The sequence below is a fragment of the Streptomyces aurantiogriseus genome (genome assembly GCF_014649375.1).
GTDB lineage: Bacteria > Actinomycetota > Actinomycetes > Streptomycetales > Streptomycetaceae > Streptomyces > Streptomyces aurantiogriseus.
In genome coordinates, this window is the sequence record NZ_BMSX01000003.1 from 446,566 (window position 1) to 468,560 (window position 21,995).

Sequence of the window (21,995 nt, forward strand, 5' to 3'; positions counted from 1 at the left end):
CAGAACAAGCGGAACAGCCAGGACAGCCAGAACAAGCAGAACAGCCAGGACAGCCAGAACAGCAGGACAGACAGGACAGGCAGGACACCCCCATGGATCTCCAGACCCTGATCACCCTCACCACCGGCGTGGCCCTGCTGACCTGCGTCCTGGCCGTCGCGGGCCTGCACACCTACGCGCGTGGCCGCGCCCAGCGGGCGGCCCTCGTCGACCGCCTCTCCCACACCGGCCGGCCCGCCCTCACCGGCCGCCGGCGCCGCTTCCGCACCCTGGACCGCCGCCTGCGCCGTACGAACCTCGGCCGCACACTGGAACTGAAGCTGACGGCGACGGGCCTGGACGTGACGCCGGGCGAGTTCTTCGCCTACATGCTGGCGACGGTCGCCGCCCTGTGGCTGATCGGCCAGGCCACCCTGGCCCCCTTCTTCGGCCCTCTGGCCGGCCTCCTCGGCGTCTGGGCAGCCGTCCAGTTCCTCAACTGGCAACGCCAGAAACGCATCGAACGCTTCATCAACCAACTCCCCGAACTGGCCCGCATCCTCGCCAACGCCACCCACGCCGGCCTCGCCCTGCGCACGGCCATCGGCATGGCGGCGGAGGAGCTGGAGGCACCGGCCGGGGAGGAACTGGCGAAGGTGGCCAACCAGTTGGCGATCGGGCACTCCCTGGACGACGCGCTGCAGGAACTGGCGGAGCGGCTGCCCTCGCGGGAGCTGGTCGTCCTGGTGACGACGCTGGTGCTGTCGAACCGGGCCGGCGGGCAGGTGGTGGGGGCGCTGCGGAACCTGACGGAGACGCTCGAGGAACGCAAGGAGACACGACGTGAGATCCGCACCCAGCTCTCCCAGGTGAGCATGACGTCGTACGCCGTCCCCGCCCTGGGTGTCGGCTCGTTGTTCCTGATGAACGGGGTCAAGGACGGCGCCCTGGACCGCATGACCGGCTCCCCGCTCGGCCAGGGGGCGGTCATCATCGCCTTCGGCCTGTACGCCGTCGGGTTCGTCCTCATCCGCCGTATGTCCCGCATCGACGTCTGAGCAGGAGGTATCTGGTGATGGGCCTGCTGCTCGCACTGGTCATGGGCCTCAGTGTCTGGGGCATCTTCGCCGGCGTCCGCATGTTCCGGGCGGACGCGAAACTCCCCGCCGACCTCGCCCTGGCCCTGGAGGTCGGGTCCACCCGTACGGGTGCGATGGACTCGCTGGTCGACCGCATGGGCATGCGGTACGCGCCCGCCGTACTGCGGCTGATGGGGCCGAGGCAGGTCGCCAGGTACCGCCGCAGGATCGACCTGGCGGGCAACCCGGGCGGGCTGACGATCGACCGGTACGCGGCGCGCCGGGCGGTGTACGGCGCGCTGGGCGCCGTGGGCGGTCTGGTGTTCGCGCTGCGGGGCGACTGGTTCGTGGCGCTGCTGATGCTGGCCTTCGGGGCGCTGTGGACGGAGGTCGGCATCTGGTCGGCGATCCGGGTGCGCAAGGACGTGATCGAGAGGACGCTGCCGGACTTCCTCGACGTACTGGCGGTGGTGGTGAGCGCGGGCCTGGGCTTCCGCCAGGCACTCGACCGGGTGGCGACGCGGTACGAGGGCCCGTGGGCGGACGAGATCCGCATCACCCTCCGCCAGATGGACCTGGGCATGAGCCGCCGCCAGGCGTTCGCCGAGCTGCGCCGCCGCAACGACTCCGAACAGGTCGCCATGTTCGTGACGGCCCTGCAGCAGGGCGAGGAACTGGGCGCCCCGATCGTCGACACGCTCGTCTCCATCGCCAAGGACATGCGCCGTACGGACGCGCAGAACGCCCGCCGGAAGGCCGCGCGCGCGGTGCCGAGGGCGACCTTGATGATCACCACGTTCATGGTCCCGGCGACGATGCTGCTGCTGGGCGCGGGATTGCTGCTGGGGTCCGGGACGGACTTCGGCACGATCACGGGGAAGTAGGGGGGAGGGACCGGGTGGCGACGACGGCGGGCACGGCCGGACTGACGGCGATGGGGATGACAGGAGGGAGGGGACTGAGGGCGGTGTTCGGGCGGCGCCGGACGGCACCTCGGGATCCCGTGACCGGTCCGCCGCTCACCCTCCAGGTCAACGCCCTCCAGGCGATGTGCCGCCAGGTCTTCGGCTTCCGCCTGGCGATGATCGCGCTCGCGGCCCCGGCGGCCCTGCTGAACGCGTCCCCCGGCCTGGGCGCCCGCATCGTGGGCGCGGCGGTCGTCATCACCTTCATGGTCTCGTACGCCCTGTTCCGCGACTGGGAACGCTTCGGCCCGCTCCTGCTCCGCCACCCCACCCTCCTGGCCGCGGACACCCTCCTCGGCTCGCTGCTGCTGATCTCGGCGGGCCCCGACACGACCCTCGCCTACGTCAGCGTCTGCACTCCGCTGCTCGCGGGCATCGTCTACGGCTGGCGCGGCGCCGCCTGTTTCGCCTCGCTCCAGGCGCTGATCCTGCTGCTGGTGTACGCGACGACGCTGGAGGCCCAGACGCAGGAGACACACGTGAGCCTGGCCGAACGGCTGCTGCTGCCGGGCTTCTGTGTCATCACGGGCGCCGTGGGCTCGACACTGCGGGGCCTGACGCTCCGCTTCGGCGAGGCGACGCAGGCCCTGACGACGACTCAGGCCCGCCTGGCCGCCAGGGAGGCGACCGACGCCGAACGGGCCCGCCTGGCCCGCGAGATGCACGACTCGGTGGCCAAGACCCTGCACGGAGTGGCCCTGGCGGCAGAGGCACTGGCCCACACGGCGGACGCCCCGGACACCCACCCGGAGCGGTTGCGCGAACAGGCGGACCTGGTGGCACGGGCGGCGCGGCGGGCGGCGGCGGAGTCCCGGGAGCTACTGAGGGACCTCAGGGGCGAGCCGACGACGGTGACGCACATCCTGTCGGATCTGCGGGCCAGGGCAGAGGACTTCGGCCGACGGACGGGACTGCCGACGGAGTATCACTCCGTGGGCACCACCACGGAGTCACAGGTCGCACGGCTCCCCTCCGGGGTGGCCCGCCACGTCCTCACCATCACCGAGGAGGCGATGGAGAACGCCCACCGCCACGCCCGCGCGACCCACCTCGACGTCCACGCGGGCGTACGGGACGACCACCTGTACGTCACCGTCCACGACGACGGCCGGGGCCTCCCCCCGGACGCGACCCTCGAACACCTCCGCCGCGCGGGCCACTTCGGCCTGCTGGGGATGATGGAGCGAGCGGCTTCGATGGGCGCACGGATCGAGATCGGCAGGGGCGAGCGGGGCCGGGGCACGGAGGTCCGCCTGGAACTTCCCCTCTCCGGCAGGGGATCGGAGGCCGCCGAATGACACAGCTGCGGGTCGTGGTGGCGGACGACAACCCGGTGGTCCGTGCCGGCCTGACGGCCCTGCTCTCCGGCCGCGACGACATCACGGTCGTGGCGGAGGCGGCGAACGGACACGAGGCCTGCGAGGCGGCCGACCGCCACCGCCCGGACGTGGTCCTCCTGGACGTCCGTATGCCCGTCATGGACGGCATCGCGGCACTCCCGCACCTGGTGGGCATCGCGCCGGTCATGATGCTCACGTACAGCGGCGAGTCGGAGACCGTCCAGGAGGCGCTGCGCCGGGGGGCAGGCGGCTACCTGGTGCACGGCGAGTTCACGGTGGAACAACTCGTGGCGGCGGTACGGGACATCGTGGCGGGCCGCCCGCATCTGACGCCGACGGCGGCGGGGGCGCTGGTGGCGCACTTGAGGGAGACGGCGGTGAACACGAATGCGAATGCACATGACGACTTAGAAGTCCCGTTGAACCCAAGGGTAGTTACCCCCCCAAGGCCTTCACAATTGCAACCAAATATGGGACAGTCAAGGTTCCAGCTCAGTGGGAGGGAGGCGGAGATCATGGACCTCATCGCATCCGGGATGAACAACCAGCAGATCGCCGCCACCTGCTTCATCAGTGAGAAGACGGTCAAGAACCACATCAACCGCATCTTCGCCAAACTCCACAGCACCAACCGCGCGGAGGCGGCTGCCAAGTGGCTGGGGGCAGCGGGATGAACTCACGCGTGGGCCTGGATTGGGCCCGGAAATGGGCCCTGGGACCCTCGGCCCCCCGAGCCACCGCCCCGTACCGTGCTCGCGCCGGCAGCGCGACCAGCGGAGGGGAACACCATGAGCAACTGGATCAACACCACCGTCGCGTCCCTCAGGGGGCGGGCCGCTCGGGCCGGCCGGGGGGACCGGGGGCAGACGGCGGTGGAGTATCTGGGGATCATTGCTGTGGTGGTGGCGATTGTGCTGGCTATTACGGGGACGGACATCGGGCAGACGATCTACAACGCCATCACGGACAAGATCACCGAAGTCACGGGAGGCTGACGCCGTCCCGTAGGCGTGGCGACGCAGGGCAGGCTTTCCCCATCTACATCACGGTGGTGGCGGGCCTGCTCTTTCTCGCGTTCGCCTATCTGGCGGTCGGCCAGGCGGCGGCGAACCGAAACGGGGCCCAGACGGCAGCCGACGCGGCAGCGCTCGCCGCGGCCCAGGACACCAGGGACCAGTTGGCGGGCGAGTGGGTGGAGAACGTACTCGACCCGACGGTGTGGCAGCGCATCTTCGACGGAGACGCGGAAGGGATCGTCGACTCGTGCTGGCGGGCGTACGAACTCGCCGAGCAGAACGACGCCAGTGTGGACGGGTGCGACCCGGACGGCCTTCTCGGTTACACGGTCGCTGTCACCACCAACAAGAGTGTCGGGGACTCGATAGTGCCCGGAACCGAGGGCATGAGGTCCATCGCCTCCGCATCCGCCGTGATCGAGCCGCTCTGCACGTTCGAACCGCTCGGTGAGGACGCAGAGGAGGACGAGCTGCCGCAGCTCAACTGCGAGGACGACAGCATCTGGACCCTGGATCCGGAAGACCTGACCGATCTCCCGGAACCTCAGGACCTCTTCGACGTCCACCTGGCCGACTGACAAGCGAACGACGAACGACGAAGGAAGCAGGGGCATGAGCATTCGGTTCACGACGAAGGCCCTGAGGGGGATGGTCGCGTGCGCGGTCGCGGCCGGTCTGGCTCTCGGAGTGGCCGGCTGTGGCGGTGACGGTGACGACAGCGACAAGCCCAAGAGCTCGGCGTCCGCGTCGCAGGGCGATGGCTCCCAGCCGAGCCCTCAAGAGGGGCAGTCGGGCGATCCGCTGGCGGAGCTGAAGGGGCCTGACGGCCTGCTGCTGCAGATCACCACAGCCCAACGCGACTCGGGCGGCTTCGTCACGGTGAACGGGAGCCTGAAGAACGAGGGCGACAAGACGGCCAACGTGCCTGCACAGTTGAGCGGCAACGAGACCGAGATCATCCGGAACGGCCGGTCTCTCGGCGGGGCCACCCTGGTGGATGCCAAGGGGAAGAAGCGCTACTACGTGCTGCGTGACACTGACGGACGCCCGCTGACCACGACCAATTTCCCGGCGCTGAAGGCCGGTGAGTCCCTGTCCGTCTTCATGCAGTTCCCGGCGCCTCCGGCCGGAACCACGGAGGTGGCCTTCCAACTGCCCATGTTCCCGTCCGCCACGATCGGCATCTCCGGGTGAGGCCCACCATGACCTCTCCTCGAACCGCCCTGGCTGTGGCCACGGTCATGGCCGCCACCTGCCTGCTCGGCATCCCCACGGCCCACGCCGACGACTCACCCAGCGTCCCCCCGGGCACCGAACCCACCGCCACCGCCCCCGTGGAGGTCGACCCCAACGATCCCGACCTCAAGCTCCCCGAAGGCGGCACGCTGGCCGAGCCCAAGGTCCTCGACATCAAGCAGGTCGTGGAGGACCAGACGGGAGACGAACGCCGCGAGGACACCAACGCGGATGTGAAGTTCGCCCTCCAGGCGGAGGTTCTGTTCGGCAAGGACAGCGCCAAGCTGAGTGCCGAGTCGCAGGCACGTATCGCGGCGATCGCCGAGGAGATCAAGAAGCAGAACGCGACGAGAATCCGAGTCTTCGGCTTCACGGACAACCTGGGCTCCTCGGCCCACGGCGACGTCCTGTCGAGGCAGCGCGCGAACGCCGTACAGGCAGCCCTCGACGACGAGCTGAACGACCCGAACGTCACCTTCGACGTACGCGGCTACGGCGAGCAGTACCCCATCGCGTCCAACGCGACGGAGGAGAGCCGCAAGAAGAACCGCCGGGTCGAGATCACGTTCCCGCGCACGGAGGACTGACAGGCCGATCCTCGGCACGCTCGTCGGCTGCCCGCGGCATCCGGAGCCGCGTCGGGCAGCGGGTCGGCGACGAGGTGCCACGGTCGTGGACGGTCTCGATAAGCCCCCGAGCGAGCTGGGAACCCTGCAGGCACCCTCAGTCGGTGGACTCGTCGCTCTCGGAGGTGTCGGAGGGCATGGCGATGACGAACACTCCCTTGCCCTGGACTCCCTGAACGATCCCCTCTGCTTGCAACGCCTCGATAGCGGACTTGATGGTTCGGCGGCTGATCACTCCGCCCGTCTCCTGCTCCAGTTCGTGGTGAGAGGGGATGCGTCGGCCGACCGGGATCTCGCCGCGTCGGATGCGCTCGCGCAGGGCGGAGGCCAGCTGCACATACATGGGAATGATGCTCTCCCGGTCGATCTCTATCATGCCCTGGAGCGTAAAAGGCCAGCTCAAGCCAGCATAGGACGACTTAGCACGTGAAAACACGTACCAAGACGTTCCAAGTTGCCTTACAGTCGATGTCAGCAGAAGACCCCCGCGACGGTGGGCGCCGTCCGGGGGCATGGCCGCCAACCCTCTGGAGGTTGATGACAGTGAGCATTATCCACGCGCTGCTGCGCTGGACCTTGGGCGTGTGCGCTCCCGGCACCGGCAGGCGGAGGGCGGGCGCGCGCCCTGCCGCCGTACCGGCCCTCGCCCGCGAGCCGGAGATGCGCACCCCGGTTGTCGTACGGCTCCCCGCTCACCGCTCCCCTTACGGGCTGCCGGTGCTGCTCGACGGAGCCTCCACCGCCCCGGTCCGTCCGTACGTGCTCGCGGCGGAGAGGGCGGCGTGATGGGGGCGGGAGACAAGGCGCTGCGCCCGCCCGTGCGGATGTGCGTGCGCTGCGAGGTGACCACCGAGACCCCGGTCGTGGTCGCCGTGGTGCACCAGAACTCGGGGCCGGGCTTCGTCGTGTACGCGTGCCAGGCATGCGCCGCGCACTACCCGCCGCAGCCGGAGGTCCTCACTGTCGTGTCGCCGTCGCGCCGGGCCGAGGGCGAGCGGTGAAGCCGCGGGAACTGTCACCGGAGTGCACGCTGGCGTGCGAGCCGGGATACGAGGACGTCCACGGCGCGTGCCGTCGCCTGAGCGACATCCCGCTGCCGCACAGCGGAGGCCGCCTCCCGCTGCTGCGGCGCTGCGCCTGCCACCGCCCACTGGTGGGGGAGGGGACACGGTGAACGTCGGCACTCCACCCGAACCGGGAGCCTCCCGCCTGACACTGCGCACGTACCGCGTGGACGGAAACGGACGGCGTGTCAGCCCGGCCCGGGTCAGTGTCCATGGCGACGGCGGTGACCCCACCGCCCTGTGGGACGCCCCGTCGTGGCCGCCTTGTCGCTGTTTCCGTTGCAGGGAGGACGAGGGCTCGGCGGGCGTATAGCCCAGGCGTCCGGTGCGCGGGGATATGGACCCACTCGCGCACCGGACCTCCACGTGTCAGCCTGCCGTATCGACCTTGACCCCCACCCCCACCCGCACTCCCCACCCCTCCATCGTCCCCGCCCCCGCCTCCAGCACATGCCGCGCCCGCACCCGTGGCAGCCCCAACCGCCCTGGCTGCATCGTGCGCACCGCCATCACCCTCAAGTCACGGTCCAGATAAGCCACATCGATCGGCATACGCATCCGGAAGGTGTGCACACTGTTCGCGGGGGACAGAAGCATCGCCCCCTCGACGGAGCCCCGCCCGAGCAGCCCCTTCCTGCGAGCGCGGTAAGAGGTGGCGATCTCCAGCGGAACGCGCACCCCCTCCTCACCCACCACGAGCTCCCCCCACCCGTCACGCCAGCGCGCCATGCCCCGTCTCCCCTCGGCTGTGTCGCTACCCTCTGCACCGTAGCGAGCCGGGACACGAAGAGGTGGCCGTCGTATGCGGAAGATCGTCCTGATGATGTCGATGTCCCTCGACGGCTACATCGAGGGTCCAGACCGTGACATCTCCTGGCACCGCGTCGACGACGAACTCCATCAACACTTCAACGACACGGCCCGCGAGATGGGTGGCTTCCTGGACGGCCGCGTCACCCACGAGCTGATGGCGGGCTTCTGGCCCACGGCCGACCAGGACCCCGAGGCCCCCGCCCCCGTCGCCGAGTTCGCCGCCATCTGGCGCGAGAAACCGAAGATCGTCTACTCGCGGACCTTGCAGCACGCCGACTGGAACACCACGATCGTCCGCGAGGTCGTCCCCAGGAGGTCAGGGCCCTCAAGGAGCAGCCGGGCGGCGACCTGGGTCTCGGCGGTGCCCACCTCGCCGCCGCCTTCCTGCGGCACGGCCTCGTCGACGAGTTCCGGATGTACGTCCATCCCGTCCTCGTCGGCGCCGGCACCCCCCTCTTCCCGCAGGGCTCCGCTCCCGTCGACCTCCGCCTCGTCGAGAGCCGCACCTTCGGCAACGGGGTGGCGCACCTGCGATACGAGGTGGAGTCCTGACGCCGAACAGCGGTGTACAGGACCGGAATTGATGTCCCAGAAGTCACTACTGTTACCGGGCCCCGCGCGTTAAGTTCTGGCAAAGCGTTGCACGGGGGACCACGGGAGGTTGTGCGACATGGGGTGGGACGAGTGGGAGCAGCTGAAGGCCGACGCGGCTGAGCGCGGTTCGACGCAGATGCGGCTCAACCAGCTTCCCGCGGAAGGCGGCGGAGGCGGCGGTGCCCAAGCTGACCTGATCGTCAACCAGGACGACCTCGGCGCCGTCGGCCATGACGCGCACACCCTCTACGAGGACCTGCGGGTCGGTGCGGACATCGCCGGCGCCGGTGCGAACAGGGATGGCACGGGGTCCACGGGCCAGGCCGCGGCAGCGCTGAAGTCGCATGGGTTTGAAACGGGCGGTGCCCTGGAGACGACGGTCGACATCTGGACGTCGCAGCTGAAGACGGTGCTCCAGGCCTGTGCTCACATCTCTGACCACCTCGACTTCAGTAAGAAGCTGCATGCCCAGGATGACGCCAAGATCGGGGCCGTGATCCTCGGCAGTGACGGTGGTGCCCTGCCCGTTTCCCAGATCAGCAAGTACTTCCAGTAGGAGCAGCCCGGTGGCCCTCACGTACATGGACCTTGCCGAGGTCGACCTCGGCAAGCTCGGCACCGCGGTCTCCGACTGGAAGAAGAGCGTGGACGCGCTTAAGACTGCGGCGGAGAGTGCCCGCGACGGCATGCAGGCCAAGTCGGACAAGGCCCGGTGGGCCGGTGTGAACGCGACGGTGACACGGGAGTTCGTCACCAAGACGGTGAAGGAGATCGCCGACCTGCACATCGAGGCGGACAGCATCCACACGGTGCTTTTCGACGGCCACACGGAGCTCGTCGCGCTCCAGAAGAAGGTCAGGGCCGCCGTCGAGCAGGACGCCGCAAACCTCGGGGTCCGCGTCGAGGACATCGGCGAGGGCAAAGTCCGCTGCTTCTTCCCGCACATCCGGGGCGACAGCGACGACCGCACACAGGAACAGCTCGACGCCAAGCAAGAGCTGGAGGACCGCATCAACCGGCTCCTCGCGCACGCCTCCGAGATCGATTCCTCGCTGGCTCGCGCGTTGGGCAAGAGCCACGGGGGCGACAAGCACAACGCGGGTCACAAGTCGTACGAGTCCCTCGATGACGCCCAGGCCGAGCGCGCGGCCGAACTCGCGAAGGTCGGGCCGGAGATGAGCGACAAGCAGTACATGGAGCTCAACTCCATCATGAGGTTCAACGCCAGGGACGCGGACTTCTCCACGGACTTCTACAAGTCGCTGGGCGGTCCGAAGGAGGCGCTGGAGTTCTACGGCCGTATGTCTTTGGACGGCACGATGGGGGACGACAAGGAGCGGCTCGCCCTCACCCGGCAGCTCCAGCGGAACATGGGCCTGAGCCTTGCCTCGGCGACCGACCCCGACAACAGGTCTCACCTGCCGGCGAGCTGGGCGTCGGATTTCCGCAAGCTGGGCACGCAGCGGGTCGAGCTCTACCCCGGAGCGGGCAACTCCCCGTACGGCTACCAGCTCCTGGGCGGAATGCTGCGCTACGGCAACTACGACGCGAGGTTCATCAACCCCATCGCCGAGCACGTCGTGCAGCTGCACAAGAAGGACCCATACCGGTTCATGGACAACAAGCCCACGGTCCCTGGGTCCGACCTCGACTGGGGCTTCAACCCATCCGGAAAGAACGGCGTCGGCTACGACCCGCTGACGAGCGTCTTGGAAGGCCTCGGACACAGCCCCGAGGCCGCGAAGAAGTTCTTCACCGACCCGCCGACCGCCTACAACGAGGACGGCACGGTCGACAAGGACGGCACACTCGACTTCACGTCGTACTTCGACGAGCTGAACAAGAAGGACTTCGAATGGGCCCCGGACAGCCTCGTCCACCCCGGCAGTGATGAGGCCAAGCACGCGCGCGAGATGGGCCCTGACGCTCTCGGTCACGCGTTGGAGTCGGCAACGACGGGGGCGGCGTGGGACGCGGATCCGCCGGTGCTGCACCGGGACGAGCAGACGGCCGAGATCATGCGGCAGGTGATCGAGCGCTACAACGTCACGTCCGAGGACGGGCCGCCGCACGACGTCATGAAGGACAGCCTTGCCCGCATGGGCGCGGCGTACATCGACGATCTCAACTACTCGATCATGGACTTCGGCGGCTCGGGCGACCCGTTGAACCGCGACGCGCTTTTCGGACACAGCAGCGACGGCTCGACGCGCACGCCCTTCGGTGAGCAGCCGGCGCGGAACTTCATGATGTTGGTGGCAGGCGACGAGAACGGGTATAAGACGCTGACCTCAGCTCAACAGTTGTACATGGCGAGTGGCCTTGCAGCTTTCGAGAGCAATGAGGACAACGGCGTTTCATTCGCCCAGAATGCCGCCAAGGTGCACGGAGTTCTCGATGAATCACGGTCCCACGGGATCCGTGAGGAGTTCAAGGATTCGGAAGGTGCCCAGCAATTGGCCCGGGACCAGAACGGGGAATGGCGCAAGTCGCTCGTCACTGGAGGGGTCACTGTGGTGGCGACAGCAGGAGCCGCGATGCTCGTCGGTCCTGCAGCAGGATTCGTGGCCGCTACTGCCGTTCCGCTGGTGATGGAGTCCGCCGGGGCCGCGGTCAGCACCGCTTACGGCACCCATACGATGGAGTACTTGAAGGCCAACGAGTACAAGAACGACCCGGCGGCACTTCTCGCCGTGCAGGACCTGGAGAAGGTCGGAGAGCGAGCGGTCGCGCAACCCGTCTTGAACTATGCCCAGGCCACGGGAATGAACGACGTGGAGTCCCGCAACCTGATCAACGACATCGAGAAGTCCTACCTGACTGGAAAAACCGTCATCTCGAACAATGAGAAGGTGTCGTCGTGAGGTCTCTGATCCGGATTGCCTGGTGTGGTGTGATGGCGTCGCTGGTTCTGTCGACCGGTTGTTCGTACGACCAGTCTCTGAGTGAGAAGTACCCCACGCAGTGGAAGACCTGTAACACACTGTTCGGTGCGGGGAACATGGAGTCTCTGCGGGATTCCCTTGACTCCGGCGACCTGAAGTTCTCCGAAAGCGCTCTTTCCGTCGACCAGATCAAGAATGGCCTGATGCGGGAAGCGATCGAACCCTACGACAAATTCAAGGGTTTCGAGGAGTACAACGTCTGCAAGCTCTCGGGCGGCGGTCACTTCTCTGCCACGGTGGCGTGGGCCGCGGACTCCCTGAAGGCCGTGCAGACCTACACTGAGCGCTGGCATCGAGCGGCTGAAGACGTCTACGTGGCCGACATGGCCGGGGTCGTAGACCTCGTATTTCGCTGTGAGATCAAAGGCGCGAGCGGGCAGCAGGCGCAGGTCCTTCTCGAGGCCAGGGTCAGCGCACCGAACCCCCCAAGGGTCTCTGAAGCGTTCCACCAGAGGCTGACCGTGAAGCTGGCCCGCACGCTCAGGGACGAGCTGTCGTGCGCCAACGAGCCCGAGATCCCTGACGACTTGCCGATCAGTGGGTGACCGCGCCCCATGCGGTGTGTCGGAACGGCCCGGCCGTAAAGCAGTTGTCGCCGCAACGGCCGCCCGCTAGGAAGTCCCCATGACCCGACTCGGCGCCATCTTCCGCCCCCAACTCCCTCCCGAGCGCCTCCGCACCATCGCCCGGCTCGCCGACTCCACCGGACTCGACGAACTCTGGCTGTGGGAGGACTGTTTCCGGGAGGCCGGCATCTCCGCGGCGGCGGCCGCGCTTGCCTGGACGGAGCGGGTGCGGGTCGGTGTCGGCCTGCTGCCCGTGCCGCTGCGCAACGTCGCCCTCACCGCGATGGAGGCGGCCACGCTGCACCGTATGTTCCCGGACCGCGTCACCCTCGGCGTCGGCCACGGCGTCCAGGACTGGATGGGTCAGGTCGGCGCCCGCGCCGCGTCGCCGCTGACCCTGCTGCGCGAGTACACCCTCGCCCTGCGCGGCCTGCTGAACGGGGAGCGGATCACCACCGAGGGGCGGTACGTGACGCTGGACGACGTCGCGCTCGACTGGCCGCCGCGGGGCGGTGCCGAGGTGCTGGTCGGCGGTATCGGGCCGCGTACCCTGCGGCTGTCCGGTGAGGTCGCGGACGGCACGGTACTCAACGAGGTCTTTTCACCGGACGGTGTGCGCGAAGCCCGCCGGATCATCGAGGAAGGGAGGGCCGCGGCCGGCCGCGACGCCGGTAGCGCCCATCGGATCGTCGTCTATCTCTTCACCGCCACCGGGGTTGACGCCTCCGCCCGCCTCCAGCGTGAACTGACCGGGGCCGGCCTCACCGGCGTCCCCGGCCTCGGTGTCGCCGGCGACGCGGCCGAGGTCGCCGACACCGTCCAGCGCTTCGCCGACGCCGGCGCCGACACGGTCGTCCTCCTTCCGACCGCCGACGAGCCCGACCCGGAGGGATTCATACGGTTCGTGGGGGACGACGTACGGCCCCTGGTGAAGTAGAGGAGAGAGTCAGCCATGAGTGGCCACGGCAGAGAGCGGACCTTCGAGGACCTCGTCGCCGAAGGCGTCGCCGTTCCCACCGAAGGGTGGGACTTCTCCTGGTTCGAGGGGCGGGCCACCGAGGCGCGACCCTCCTGGGGTTACGCCGTTTCCCTGGCCGGGCGCCTGGCCACCGCCCGTGCCGCGCTCGATGTGCAGACCGGGGGAGGGGAGGTCCTGGACTTCGCCCTCGGGCGGGCCGCCCCGAAGGCCCCCGTCCTCGCCGTCGCCACCGAGGGCTGGCCGGCGAACGTCGCCAAGGCCACCGCTCTGCTGCGCCCGCGCGGCATCGCGGTCGTCGCGGCCCCGGAGGACGCGCCGCTGCCCTTCGCGGACGACACCTTCGACCTCGTCTCCAGTCGGCACCCGGTACGGCCGCTGTGGAGTGAGATCGCCCGTGTCCTCGAGCCGGGCGGCACCTACTTCGCCCAGCACGTCGGGCCGCGCAGCGTCTTCGAGCTCGTCGAGCACTTCCTCGGACCGCTGCCGGACGAGGTCAGCGCCGCCCGCCACCCCGACCGCGAACGCGCCGACGCCGAGGCGGCCGGCCTGGAGATCGTCGACCTGAGGGCGGAACGCCTCCGCATCGAGTTCCACGACATCGCCGCCGTCGTCCACTTCCTGCGCAAGGTGGTGTGGATGGTGCCGGGCTTCACGGTGGCGCGGTACGAGCCCCAACTGCGGGCGCTGCACGAGCAGATCCAGTCCGAGGGCCCGTTCGTCGCCCACAGCGCCCGCCACCTCTTCGAGGCCCGCAAGCCGGCCCGGTGACTCAGGCGTGCGGCCCGGCCGTCACCTCCCCGATCACCAACTCGGCCCGGGCCTCCAGTACTTCCCCCACTCGCTCCACCCGCTCGCCCAGCTCCCGTTCCTGCCGCTCCGTCAGCCGCCCGAGCGGCTCCACGGTGATGGTCGTACGACGGCCACGGCGGCGCTGGTGCCACACGCCCGCCACCACGCCGTCGACCAGCAGCACCGGATGGTTGCCCGCCTGCCCTCCGGCCAGCGCCCGCCGGTACGCGGCCCCCGGGAACAGCAGCTCGCGCGGCTGCGCGGCGATGACGTACGCGTCGAAGTACGGCAGCAGCCGGACGCCCCGTACGGCCGTGTCCGGGAAGTCGATGTCGGCCGCCGCCACCCATGCCGGCGCGCCCTCGAACAGCACCTCCTCGATCTCCCCCTCCGCCGCCAGCTCCCCGAACAGTCCGGCGGCCCAGCCTCCGGGGGCGGCCAGCCACTTGGCGAAGTGCTGGGGCGTCGCCGGCCCGTAGGCGGCGAGGTAGCGGCGTACGAACTCCCGCAGGGCCCGCTCCGGCGGGAGCGGGGCGAAGTGGGGCGGGCGGGTGTACGTCACCCTGCGGCCCCGGTGGGGGCCGAAGGAGAGCGCGCCCGCCTGGCCGGCCCGGTGCAGTACCTGCCGCCAGCGCGGCCACAGCTCCTGGAAGGCGGGCATCACCAGGTCACCGGCCCAGGGCCCGGTGCGCGCGACGACCTCCTGGCCCAACTCGTCCACCGTCAGACACACCCCCTCCAACGCCTCCCCGATCGCCGCCACCACCTGCCCGGCCTGCTCCTCGGTCAACCGGACGTCGGGCGGGAACGGACTCGGGCCCACCGGTACCGCCGTCAACACCGTGCTCCACAAAGGAAGTTCACGAGTGGGAAGCAGATGAACGGTCCCGCGCGGACCGTGCGTCCGCACCAGCGACCGGTCCTCCCACAGCGCCGCCCCTACGTCCGCCCGCGTCACCCCCTCGGCCCGCACCCCGACCGACACCTCCGCCGCGGACGGCACCTGCGCATGGGCCCCGAGCATCGCGGCCACGACCTCCGCGGGCGCGCCGGCGCCCCTCTCGGCGGGATTGGCCAGGAACTGCCGTTCGAGCCGCCGCGCACTCGCCTCACGCCAACTGATCCTCAAGGTCACGCCACCGACGCTAGAACCAGGAGAGGACGGATCCTGTCCTGTACGGCCACTCGGGGGAATCGGGCATTCCGTACCACACTCCAACAGATCACCTCTCTATCTCCACAGGGTTTCCACATCGTTATCGCGAACGGCTCGCATCGCCCGCCCGCCTCACGTAAGTTCGAGCCCAGGCAATTCGCGTGAGCAAAGCTGCGCGGGCGACACCGCGCAGTGGAGGGGGCTGCGCGGTGCCGTCGGCGTCAAGTCGGCGCCTGTCCTCGGGGTAGCCCGTCGGGGGGACGGCCGCCCGGTCGGCCGACAAGGGCCGAAGTGGCCCGAATGCCTCCACTTGCACCATCGGGCAGCCCGATTTGCCTGTGAATCCGCTGTCTTTCGGCCATGAATCACCCAAAAGCATGCCGCAGACGACCAGCGCCCCGTCGCCGGACAACTCCGGAGAGTAATTATCTCGCGCCGATGCACGCAGCAGCCCTTACGAAGGGTTATGGTGGAAACCCCCCCTCGGGCCGGTCCGTCTCCCCCCCCACGGACCGGCCCGTTTTTTCGTCCGTCCACGGGCGACTCGGAAGAGGGCGCTCACGTGCCCGACCTCAAGGGGCGCGGGGCCGTAGCAATGTGCGGCTCCACCGCGTGGGCGCGAGCAACCCACCACAACCCGCACCCGCGCGAAACAGGACCCACTCCCTCCTCCCGCGCCCCCGACCCACCCGCACCGCACAACCCCCGGAGGGGTAGGCTTCCGCCTCGCGGGGACCGCATCCGCACGGAGGGGCTGACATTCACGTGAACCTGCGCGACAAGCTGCGCGGCCTGCTGGTGAGGCTGTACGCGCGCCGGGTGGAAGGCCACCTGGACCACGCTCAGGTGCCCAAGCACATCGGCGTCATCATGGACGGCAACCGGCGCTGGGCGAAGGCCGCCGGCTCCACGACCGTGCACGGCCACCGGGCCGGAGCCGAAAAGATCGAGGAGTTCCTCGGCTGGTGCTCCGAGACGGACGTCGAGGTCGTCACCCTCTGGCTGCTCTCCACCGACAACTTCGACCGGGCCGAGGAAGAACTCGTCCCCCTGCTCGGCATCATCGAGGACGTCGTCCGCACCCTCGCCGCCGACGGCCGCTGGCGTGTGCACCACGTCGGCACCCTGGACCTCCTCCCGGCCGGCATGCAGCGCACGCTGAAGGAGGCCGAGGAGGCCACCGCCGACATCGACGGGATACTGGTCAACGTCGCCATCGGGTACGGCGGCCGACAGGAGATCGCCGACGCCGTGCGCTCGATGCTCGCCGACGCCCAGGACAAGGGCGTGTCGATGCAGGAGCTCGCCGAGTCCGTCGACGTCGACATGATCGGCCGCCACCTCTACACCGGCGCCCAGCCCGACCCCGACCTGGTGATCCGCACCAGCGGCGAACAGCGGCTGTCCGGATTCATGCTGTGGCAGACGGCCCACTCGGAGTACTACTTCTGCGAGGTCTTCTGGCCGGCCTTCCGCAAGGTCGACTTCCTGCGCGCCCTGCGCGACTACGCGGCCCGGCACCGCCGTTACGGCGGCTGACGGACGGACACTCCGCGGGGCATCACACCCCGCGTGAAAGCTTCCCGATTACCCCGTTCGGAGCAGTGGTAACGAGGAGTTCACCGGCGCGCCGTCATATGCCGTGGCATGGCAGCGCATGTTCGAGGGCATAAGCCAAGCAGGTCGACGCCCGAACCACGGGTGTCGGATCTCAGCGGACGGCACGGGGCCGTCCGCCCGGGAGGCCCTTTGCACCAGCCCGATCGTGCGGTCAGCACGGACGCAGCGGAGGGCCGGTTTTCGGCCCGTGCAGGGCGCCGAATTCCGGTCCAGCTCCACTCCGTCGCTCCCCGACCTCATCCGAGGGGGTACGTCCTTCCGTGGTGACCAGCACAAAGCGCCACAAGCCAGACCGGCGCACCTACGTTCTCGACACCAGCGTCCTGCTGGCCGACCCGAACGCCCTGACCCGCTTCGACGAGCACGAGGTCGTGCTCCCCATCGTCGTGGTCACGGAGCTTGAGGCCAAGCGGCACCATCCCGAACTCGGCTACTTCGCCCGGCAGGCCCTGCGTCTGCTCGACGACTACCGGGTGAAGTACGGTCGTCTCGACGCTCCCATCCCGATCGGGGAACTGGGCGGGACCATCCGTGTCGAGCTCAACCACTCGGACCCCAGCGTGCTGCCCACCGGCTACCGCCTGGGGGACAACGACTCACGCATCCTCGCGGTCGCCCGCAATCTGCAGGCCGAGGGGTTCGACGTCACCGTCGTATCGAAGGACCTCCCGCTCAGGATCAAGGCGTCCTCGGTCGGGCTCCTCGCCGAGGAGTACCGCGCCGAGCTCGCCATCACGGACGCCTCCGGCTGGACCGGAATGTCCGAACTGACCCTGTCCGGTGAGCAGGTGGACATCCTCTTCGAGGATGGACACGTATACGTCCCGGAGGCCTCCGACCTCCCCGTGCACACCGGCCTCACCATCCAGTCCGAGCGCGGCAAGGCACTCGGCCGGGTCACGCCCGACGGCAACGTCCGTCTCGTGCGCGGCGATCGCGAGGCTTTCGGCATCAAGGGCCGCAGCGCCGAACAGCGCATCGCGCTGGACCTGCTGCTCGACCCGGACGTCGGGATCGTGTCCATGGGCGGCCGGGCCGGCACCGGCAAGTCGGCGCTCGCACTGTGCGCGGGTCTCGAGGCGGTCCTGGAACGCCGCCAGCACCAGAAGGTGATGGTCTTCCGTCCGCTGTACGCGGTGGGCGGGCAGGAGCTGGGCTATCTGCCCGGCACCGAGGCCGAGAAGATGAGCCCCTGGGCGCAGGCGGTGTTCGACACACTGTCGGCGGTCACCAGCCGTGAGGTCATCGAGGAGGTCACCGCCCGCGGCATGCTGGAGGTCCTTCCGCTCACCCACATCCGCGGCCGCTCGCTCCACGACGCGTTCGTGATCGTGGACGAGGCCCAGTCGCTGGAACGGAATGTTCTGCTGACCGTTCTGTCCCGAATCGGCGCCAATTCGCGCGTGGTTCTGACCCACGATGTGGCGCAAAGGGACAATTTGCGGGTCGGTCGATATGACGGGGTTGTCGCCGTCGTGGAGAAACTGAAGGGGCATCCGCTCTTCGCGCACGTCACCCTGAATCGGTCCGAGAGGTCCCAGATCGCTGCCCTTGTGACCGAAATGCTGGAGGACGGGCAGATCTGACCGTCCCGACCGGGTTCACCAGGGTTACTCGGTAGTTGGCGCCGTCCGGCAAAGGCTGTGAGCCTAGTCGGGCGGCGCCTTCGCATGTGGTCGAACGATGAAATCCCCGGGGTCAAACCGGATGTGAGCTTTCACACGCAACTGGGAATTGCCCTACGGCGTCGGGTTACGGCAGAGTCTCACTCCTGTCAGGCCCCGCATACGACACATCTGTACCCCCAGCGGTACGGCACCACGAAAGCACCACCGCCAACTCCATACCTCCGTCGTATGCCGCCCGAGCATCACGCGGCGCTCCCTGGTCGGGAGTTGCCCACCGGGCCCGCGCCTCCCGTGACCCCTCAGTTGGGAGGCCAGTGCCAGGGGCACGATTGCGTCCGCCAGGGTCACCGAAGCGGGCGATGCTGGAAGGAAAACCGTGTGAGCCGGATCTCGGTCCGGGGATTCGCAGTGGCCTCGGCCACCGCGGTCACCGCAGTCGGAAGTGTCGTCGGCGTTGCCTCGGGCAGCACCGCACAGACCAACGACGCAGAGGCGACGGCCAGCGACTCGACGCTCCTCGCGGACATCCCTGTCGGCCAGCAGGCCCAGGTGCAGACCGCCTCCCTGACGCAGCAGGCCAGCATCCAGGCCATCGCCGCGGACGAGGGCGCCAAGAAGGACGCCGAGGAAGCGGCCCGCAAGGCTGCCGCCAAGACCGCGATCGCGAAGAAGGAGGCCGCCGAGAAGGCGGCCGAGGAGGCCAAGGAGCGCGCCGAGGCCAAGGCCGCGGCGACCCGCAGCGCCTCCGACTTCCCGATCCAGAGCTCCTACACCATCGCGCAGATCCAGGCGATGGCGCAGCAGATGGTCCCCAGCGGCCAGTTCCAGTGCTTCAGCAACATCGTGGACCACGAGTCCGACTGGCGCATCGACGCGGTGAACCCCTCCTCCGGCGCCTACGGCCTCTTCCAGGCCCTGCCCGCCTCCAAGTACTCCTCCGCGGGTGCCGACTGGCGGACCAACCCGGCCACGCAGATCAAGTGGGGCCTGAACTACATGAACGACCGCTACGGCAGCCCGTGTGGCGCCTGGTCGTTCTGGCAGGCCAACCACTGGTACTGAGCCCACGCGGCTTTCGACGTTCCTCCTTTCATCTGACGACCCAGTAGTAAGGAAGCCGTGTGAGCCGGATATCGGCCCGGGGATTCGCCGTGGCCTCGGCCACCGCGGTCACCACGGTCGGCGCTGTGATGGGAGTTGCCCAGGCGGGCACCGCCCAGCCCGCAGGCGACGCCGAGGCGACCGCGAGCGATTCGACCCTCCTCGCGGACTTACCCGCAGGCCAGCAGGCCCAGGTACAGACCGCCTCGCTGGCGGAGCAGGCCGACGTCCAGGCCATCGCCGCGGACGCCACCGCCCGGAAGACCGCGGAGGAAGCGGCCCGTAAGCAGGCGGCCAAGGACGCGGTGGCCAAGCAGAGGGAGGCCGCGGACAAGGCGGCCAAGGCGGCCAAGGCGGCCAAGGCCGCGCAGGACGCCAAGGACCGCCAGGAGGCGGAGACCAAGGCCACCAGCGCCTCGGCCGGGAACGTCGGCAGCTTCCCCCAGCAGGCGTCGTACACCGTCGCCGAGGTCCAGGCCATCGCACGTCAGATCGTGCCCGCCGGCCAGTTCCAGTGCTTCAGCAACATCGTGGACCACGAGTCCACCTGGAACTACCAGGCCGTCAACCCCTCTTCCGGCGCCTACGGTCTCGTCCAGGCCTATCCCGGCTCGAAGATGTCGTCCGCGGGTGCCGACTGGCGGACCAACCCGGCCACCCAGATCAAGTGGGGCCTGAACTACATGAACGAGCGCTACGGCAGCCCCTGTGACGCCTGGGACTACTGGCAGGCCAACGGCTCCTACTGAGCCGCCGCCGCGGCCGCTCAACCCTGGCACAGCCCCTCCCCGTCCTAGGGGGAGGGGCTTTCGCCCTGTACGGTCGTAAGCCGACGACTCCAGGGGGAGTGGTGGGGAGAGACGGGGGAAGAGGACGGATCATGTCGCGAGTGCCAGGGTGGCTCGGCCGGGTCGGTGCCGGGCTGACCGAGATGGGGGAGCGGCTCGACGAGCGGCGTGCCAAGGCCCGGCGGGAGGCCGGCGAAGGCGTCGGCTCCGAATCTCCACCGCCCGACCTCCACACCGTGCCCCCTGAGGACCTCCCGCCTCCCGGACCCCGCCCCGACCCCGCGCAGGTCGTGCCCTGGGGTGTCCGGGTCGCAGCCGAGGCCGGCTGGCGGCTGCTGGTGCTCGCCGGGACCGTCTGGGTCCTGATGAAGGTCATCAGCGCCGTCCAACTCGTCGTCCTGGCCTTCGTGGTGGCGCTGCTGCTGACCGCCCTGCTGGAACCCACCGTCGCCCGCCTCAAGAGCCTGGGTGTGCCCCGCGGGCCCGCGACCGCGCTGACGGCGATCCTCGGGTTCGTCGTCATCGGTCTCATGGGCTGGTTCGTGACCTGGCAGGTCATGGAGAACATCGACGACCTCTCCGACCAGGTCCAGGACGGCATCGAGGACCTGCGCCGGTGGCTGCTCAACAGCCCCTTCCACGTCACCGACAAGCAGATCAACGCCATTGCCAAGAACCTGCGGGAGGCCGTCGGCGCCAACACCGACGAGATCACCTCGGCGGGCCTGGAGGGCGTCACCGTCGTCGTCGAGGCCCTCACCGGCATCCTGCTGGCCTTCTTCTCCACGCTGTTCCTGCTCTACGACGGCAAGCGCATCTGGGAGTGGTTCCTCAAGCTGGTGCCGGCCGCCGCCCGGCCGGGCGTGGCGGGCGCGGGCCCGCGCGCCTGGGCGACGCTCACGGCGTATGTGCGGGGCACGGTGATCGTCGCGTTGATCGACGCGATCTTCATCGGCCTCGGTATCTACTTCCTCGACGTCCCCATGGCTGTCCCGCTCGCCGTCTTCATCTTCCTGTTCTCCTTCATCCCGCTCGTCGGCGCGGTGGCCTCCGGTGCGCTGGCGGTCGTCGTCGCGCTGGTCACGCAGGGCGTGTTCACCGCGGTGATGACCCTCGCGGTCGTCCTGGCCGTCCAGCAGATCGAGGGCCACATCCTCCAGCCGTTCATCCTCGGCCGCGCCGTGCGCGTCCATCCGCTGGCGGTGGTCCTGGCGGTGGCCTCCGGCGGCATGGTCGCGGGCATCGGGGGCGCCGTGGTCGCCGTACCGCTGGTGGCGGTGACGAACACGGTGGTCGGGTATCTGCACGCGTACTCGCGGGAGGCGACGGTGCGGATGGCTCCGCCGCCGCGGGGGGCTACGGCGGTGGATGCGGCGCCGGTCAGCCCGCCTCCGGTCCCGGCCCCGGAGGCTGTGCCTCCGGACCCCCCACTGTCGTGAACGCCGGCCGTTCCTCGCCCCCGCCGCCCCTACCCGTCCCGTCCCCGGGGGCTGCCGCCCCCGGACCCCCGCTTCGGCCCTGAACGGGCCTCGTCCTCAAGCTCCCCCAGAGGGGGTGCCCCCAGACGGGCTGTTCTCGCCGACCTGTGCTGAAAACCGTGCCCTCTTTCCCGACCGAGTCGGGCGGTGGGTGCGCACAGGCCGGGGGGCCTGGGGGCGGAGAACGACTGGGCCCCGCCCACCGACAGGTGAACGGGGCCCACGGAGTGAAC

At 69.2% G+C, this 21,995-nt stretch carries 23 protein-coding genes and 1 pseudogene; 21 read left to right on the forward strand and 3 right to left on the reverse strand.

Going from position 1 to position 21,995, the window contains the following annotated elements:
* Positions 1-92: 92 nt before the first annotated feature.
* The 8 genes from IE263_RS08595 to IE263_RS08630 all read left to right on the forward strand — a co-directional run bounded on the left by IE263_RS08595 (position 93) and on the right by IE263_RS08630 (position 6,202).
* Complete coding sequence (locus IE263_RS08595) at positions 93-1,037, forward strand: type II secretion system F family protein (protein ID WP_189933959.1); 945 nt, start codon at positions 93-95, stop codon at positions 1,035-1,037.
* Between the two features lie 17 nt (positions 1,038-1,054).
* Positions 1,055-1,942 (forward strand): DUF5936 domain-containing protein, encoded by an 888-nt coding sequence (locus IE263_RS08600; RefSeq protein ID WP_189933961.1) that lies wholly within the window; start codon positions 1,055-1,057, stop codon positions 1,940-1,942.
* Positions 1,943-1,992: 50 nt separating this feature from the next.
* Complete coding sequence (locus IE263_RS08605; RefSeq protein ID WP_189934344.1) at positions 1,993-3,321, forward strand: sensor histidine kinase; 1,329 nt, start codon at positions 1,993-1,995, stop codon at positions 3,319-3,321.
* The gene (locus tag IE263_RS08610; protein WP_189933963.1) at positions 3,318-4,037 is read left to right on the forward strand and encodes a response regulator; all 720 of its coding nucleotides are present in this window, start codon (positions 3,318-3,320) and stop codon (positions 4,035-4,037) included. The genes IE263_RS08605 and IE263_RS08610 overlap by 4 nt, the downstream gene beginning before the upstream one ends.
* Positions 4,038-4,151: 114 nt before the next feature.
* Complete coding sequence (locus IE263_RS08615; RefSeq protein WP_189934346.1) at positions 4,152-4,358, forward strand: hypothetical protein; 207 nt, start codon at positions 4,152-4,154, stop codon at positions 4,356-4,358.
* Positions 4,355-4,957, forward strand: a complete 603-nt coding sequence (locus tag IE263_RS08620) for a pilus assembly protein TadG-related protein (RefSeq protein WP_189934348.1) — start codon at positions 4,355-4,357, stop codon at positions 4,955-4,957. Before IE263_RS08615 ends, IE263_RS08620 begins: the two co-directional genes overlap by 4 nt.
* Positions 4,958-4,991: 34 nt before the next feature.
* On the forward strand, positions 4,992-5,573 hold the full coding sequence (locus IE263_RS08625) for a hypothetical protein (protein ID WP_189933965.1): 582 nt from the start codon (positions 4,992-4,994) through the stop codon (positions 5,571-5,573).
* A gap of 8 nt (positions 5,574-5,581) precedes the next feature.
* Positions 5,582-6,202, forward strand: coding sequence for an OmpA family protein (locus IE263_RS08630; protein ID WP_189933967.1), 621 nt, complete (start codon positions 5,582-5,584; stop codon positions 6,200-6,202).
* Positions 6,203-6,338: 136 nt separating this feature from the next.
* On the opposite strand, the gene IE263_RS08635 is transcribed toward IE263_RS08630, so the two are convergent.
* Entirely contained in the window at positions 6,339-6,617 is a 279-nt protein-coding gene (locus IE263_RS08635) for a GntR family transcriptional regulator (protein WP_189933969.1), read from the reverse strand.
* A 161-nt stretch (positions 6,618-6,778) separates the two neighbouring features.
* On the opposite strand from IE263_RS08635, the gene IE263_RS08640 reads away from it, so the two are divergent.
* Positions 6,779-7,027: a hypothetical protein gene (locus IE263_RS08640; RefSeq protein WP_189933971.1), complete on the forward strand. Its 249-nt coding sequence runs from the start codon at positions 6,779-6,781 to the stop codon at positions 7,025-7,027.
* A complete protein-coding gene (locus tag IE263_RS08645; RefSeq protein ID WP_189934382.1) occupies positions 7,027-7,242 on the forward strand; it encodes a hypothetical protein in 216 nt (71 codons plus the stop codon). Before IE263_RS08640 ends, IE263_RS08645 begins: the two co-directional genes overlap by 1 nt.
* Before the next feature lie 432 nt (positions 7,243-7,674).
* Here IE263_RS08645 and IE263_RS08650 read toward each other — a convergent pair whose 3' ends face one another.
* Complete coding sequence (locus tag IE263_RS08650) at positions 7,675-8,034, reverse strand: DUF192 domain-containing protein (RefSeq protein ID WP_189933972.1); 360 nt, start codon at positions 8,032-8,034, stop codon at positions 7,675-7,677.
* A gap of 73 nt (positions 8,035-8,107) precedes the next feature.
* On the opposite strand from IE263_RS08650, the pseudogene IE263_RS08655 reads away from it, so the two are divergent.
* The 6 genes and pseudogenes from IE263_RS08655 to IE263_RS08680 all read left to right on the forward strand — a co-directional run bounded on the left by IE263_RS08655 (position 8,108) and on the right by IE263_RS08680 (position 13,970).
* Positions 8,108-8,670, forward strand: a pseudogene (locus IE263_RS08655) (dihydrofolate reductase family protein).
* A gap of 118 nt (positions 8,671-8,788) precedes the next feature.
* Positions 8,789-9,268: a hypothetical protein gene (locus IE263_RS08660; protein ID WP_189933975.1), complete on the forward strand. Its 480-nt coding sequence runs from the start codon at positions 8,789-8,791 to the stop codon at positions 9,266-9,268.
* A gap of 10 nt (positions 9,269-9,278) precedes the next feature.
* Positions 9,279-11,576 (forward strand): hypothetical protein, encoded by a 2,298-nt coding sequence (locus tag IE263_RS08665; RefSeq protein WP_189933977.1) that lies wholly within the window; start codon positions 9,279-9,281, stop codon positions 11,574-11,576.
* Complete coding sequence (locus tag IE263_RS08670; RefSeq protein WP_189933980.1) at positions 11,573-12,202, forward strand: hypothetical protein; 630 nt, start codon at positions 11,573-11,575, stop codon at positions 12,200-12,202. Before IE263_RS08665 ends, IE263_RS08670 begins: the two co-directional genes overlap by 4 nt.
* A gap of 79 nt (positions 12,203-12,281) precedes the next feature.
* Positions 12,282-13,160 carry an LLM class flavin-dependent oxidoreductase gene (locus IE263_RS08675; RefSeq protein WP_189933982.1) on the forward strand — a complete coding sequence of 293 codons (879 nt, stop codon included), beginning with the start codon at positions 12,282-12,284 and terminating at the stop codon, positions 13,158-13,160.
* Between the two features lie 15 nt (positions 13,161-13,175).
* Positions 13,176-13,970 (forward strand): methyltransferase domain-containing protein, encoded by a 795-nt coding sequence (locus IE263_RS08680; RefSeq protein WP_189933983.1) that lies wholly within the window; start codon positions 13,176-13,178, stop codon positions 13,968-13,970.
* 1 nt (position 13,971) lies between these two features.
* On the opposite strand, the gene IE263_RS08685 is transcribed toward IE263_RS08680, so the two are convergent.
* Positions 13,972-15,126 carry a winged helix DNA-binding domain-containing protein gene (locus IE263_RS08685; protein ID WP_189933986.1) on the reverse strand — a complete coding sequence of 385 codons (1,155 nt, stop codon included), beginning with the start codon at positions 15,124-15,126 and terminating at the stop codon, positions 13,972-13,974.
* Positions 15,127-15,912: 786 nt separating this feature from the next.
* Here IE263_RS08685 and IE263_RS08690 point away from each other — a divergent pair.
* The 5 genes from IE263_RS08690 to IE263_RS08710 all read left to right on the forward strand — a co-directional run bounded on the left by IE263_RS08690 (position 15,913) and on the right by IE263_RS08710 (position 21,723).
* Entirely contained in the window at positions 15,913-16,686 is a 774-nt protein-coding gene (locus tag IE263_RS08690) for an isoprenyl transferase (protein ID WP_189933988.1), read from the forward strand.
* Positions 16,687-17,027: 341 nt separating this feature from the next.
* Entirely contained in the window at positions 17,028-18,353 is a 1,326-nt protein-coding gene (gene phoH2 / locus IE263_RS08695; protein WP_189933990.1) for an RNA 5'-3' helicase PhoH2, read from the forward strand.
* A 420-nt stretch (positions 18,354-18,773) separates the two neighbouring features.
* Positions 18,774-19,457 (forward strand): aggregation-promoting factor C-terminal-like domain-containing protein, encoded by a 684-nt coding sequence (locus IE263_RS08700; protein ID WP_189933993.1) that lies wholly within the window; start codon positions 18,774-18,776, stop codon positions 19,455-19,457.
* 59 nt (positions 19,458-19,516) lie between these two features.
* Entirely contained in the window at positions 19,517-20,245 is a 729-nt protein-coding gene (locus IE263_RS08705) for an aggregation-promoting factor C-terminal-like domain-containing protein (protein ID WP_189933995.1), read from the forward strand.
* 131 nt (positions 20,246-20,376) lie between these two features.
* Positions 20,377-21,723 carry an AI-2E family transporter gene (locus tag IE263_RS08710; protein ID WP_189933997.1) on the forward strand — a complete coding sequence of 449 codons (1,347 nt, stop codon included), beginning with the start codon at positions 20,377-20,379 and terminating at the stop codon, positions 21,721-21,723.
* Positions 21,724-21,995: the final 272 nt, after the last annotated feature.

Bases quoted from the DNA above. Each gene is read 5' to 3' on its own strand.
- IE263_RS08595 (WP_189933959.1), top strand. From the start codon at position 93: ATGGATCTCCAGACCCTGATCACCCTCACCACCGGCGTGGCCCTGCTG.
- IE263_RS08600 (WP_189933961.1), top strand. From the start codon at position 1,055: ATGGGCCTGCTGCTCGCACTGGTCATGGGCCTCAGTGTCTGGGGCATC.
- IE263_RS08605 (WP_189934344.1), top strand. From the start codon at position 1,993: ATGGGGATGACAGGAGGGAGGGGACTGAGGGCGGTGTTCGGGCGGCGC.
- IE263_RS08610 (WP_189933963.1), top strand. From the start codon at position 3,318: ATGACACAGCTGCGGGTCGTGGTGGCGGACGACAACCCGGTGGTCCGT.
- IE263_RS08615 (WP_189934346.1), top strand. From the start codon at position 4,152: ATGAGCAACTGGATCAACACCACCGTCGCGTCCCTCAGGGGGCGGGCC.
- IE263_RS08625 (WP_189933965.1), top strand. From the start codon at position 4,992: ATGAGCATTCGGTTCACGACGAAGGCCCTGAGGGGGATGGTCGCGTGC.
- IE263_RS08630 (WP_189933967.1), top strand. From the start codon at position 5,582: ATGACCTCTCCTCGAACCGCCCTGGCTGTGGCCACGGTCATGGCCGCC.
- IE263_RS08635 (WP_189933969.1), bottom strand. From the start codon at position 6,617: ATGATAGAGATCGACCGGGAGAGCATCATTCCCATGTATGTGCAGCTG.
- IE263_RS08640 (WP_189933971.1), top strand. From the start codon at position 6,779: ATGACAGTGAGCATTATCCACGCGCTGCTGCGCTGGACCTTGGGCGTG.
- IE263_RS08645 (WP_189934382.1), top strand. From the start codon at position 7,027: ATGGGGGCGGGAGACAAGGCGCTGCGCCCGCCCGTGCGGATGTGCGTG.
- IE263_RS08650 (WP_189933972.1), bottom strand. From the start codon at position 8,034: ATGGCGCGCTGGCGTGACGGGTGGGGGGAGCTCGTGGTGGGTGAGGAG.
- IE263_RS08660 (WP_189933975.1), top strand. From the start codon at position 8,789: ATGGGGTGGGACGAGTGGGAGCAGCTGAAGGCCGACGCGGCTGAGCGC.
- IE263_RS08675 (WP_189933982.1), top strand. From the start codon at position 12,282: ATGACCCGACTCGGCGCCATCTTCCGCCCCCAACTCCCTCCCGAGCGC.
- IE263_RS08680 (WP_189933983.1), top strand. From the start codon at position 13,176: ATGAGTGGCCACGGCAGAGAGCGGACCTTCGAGGACCTCGTCGCCGAA.
- IE263_RS08710 (WP_189933997.1), top strand. From the start codon at position 20,377: ATGTCGCGAGTGCCAGGGTGGCTCGGCCGGGTCGGTGCCGGGCTGACC.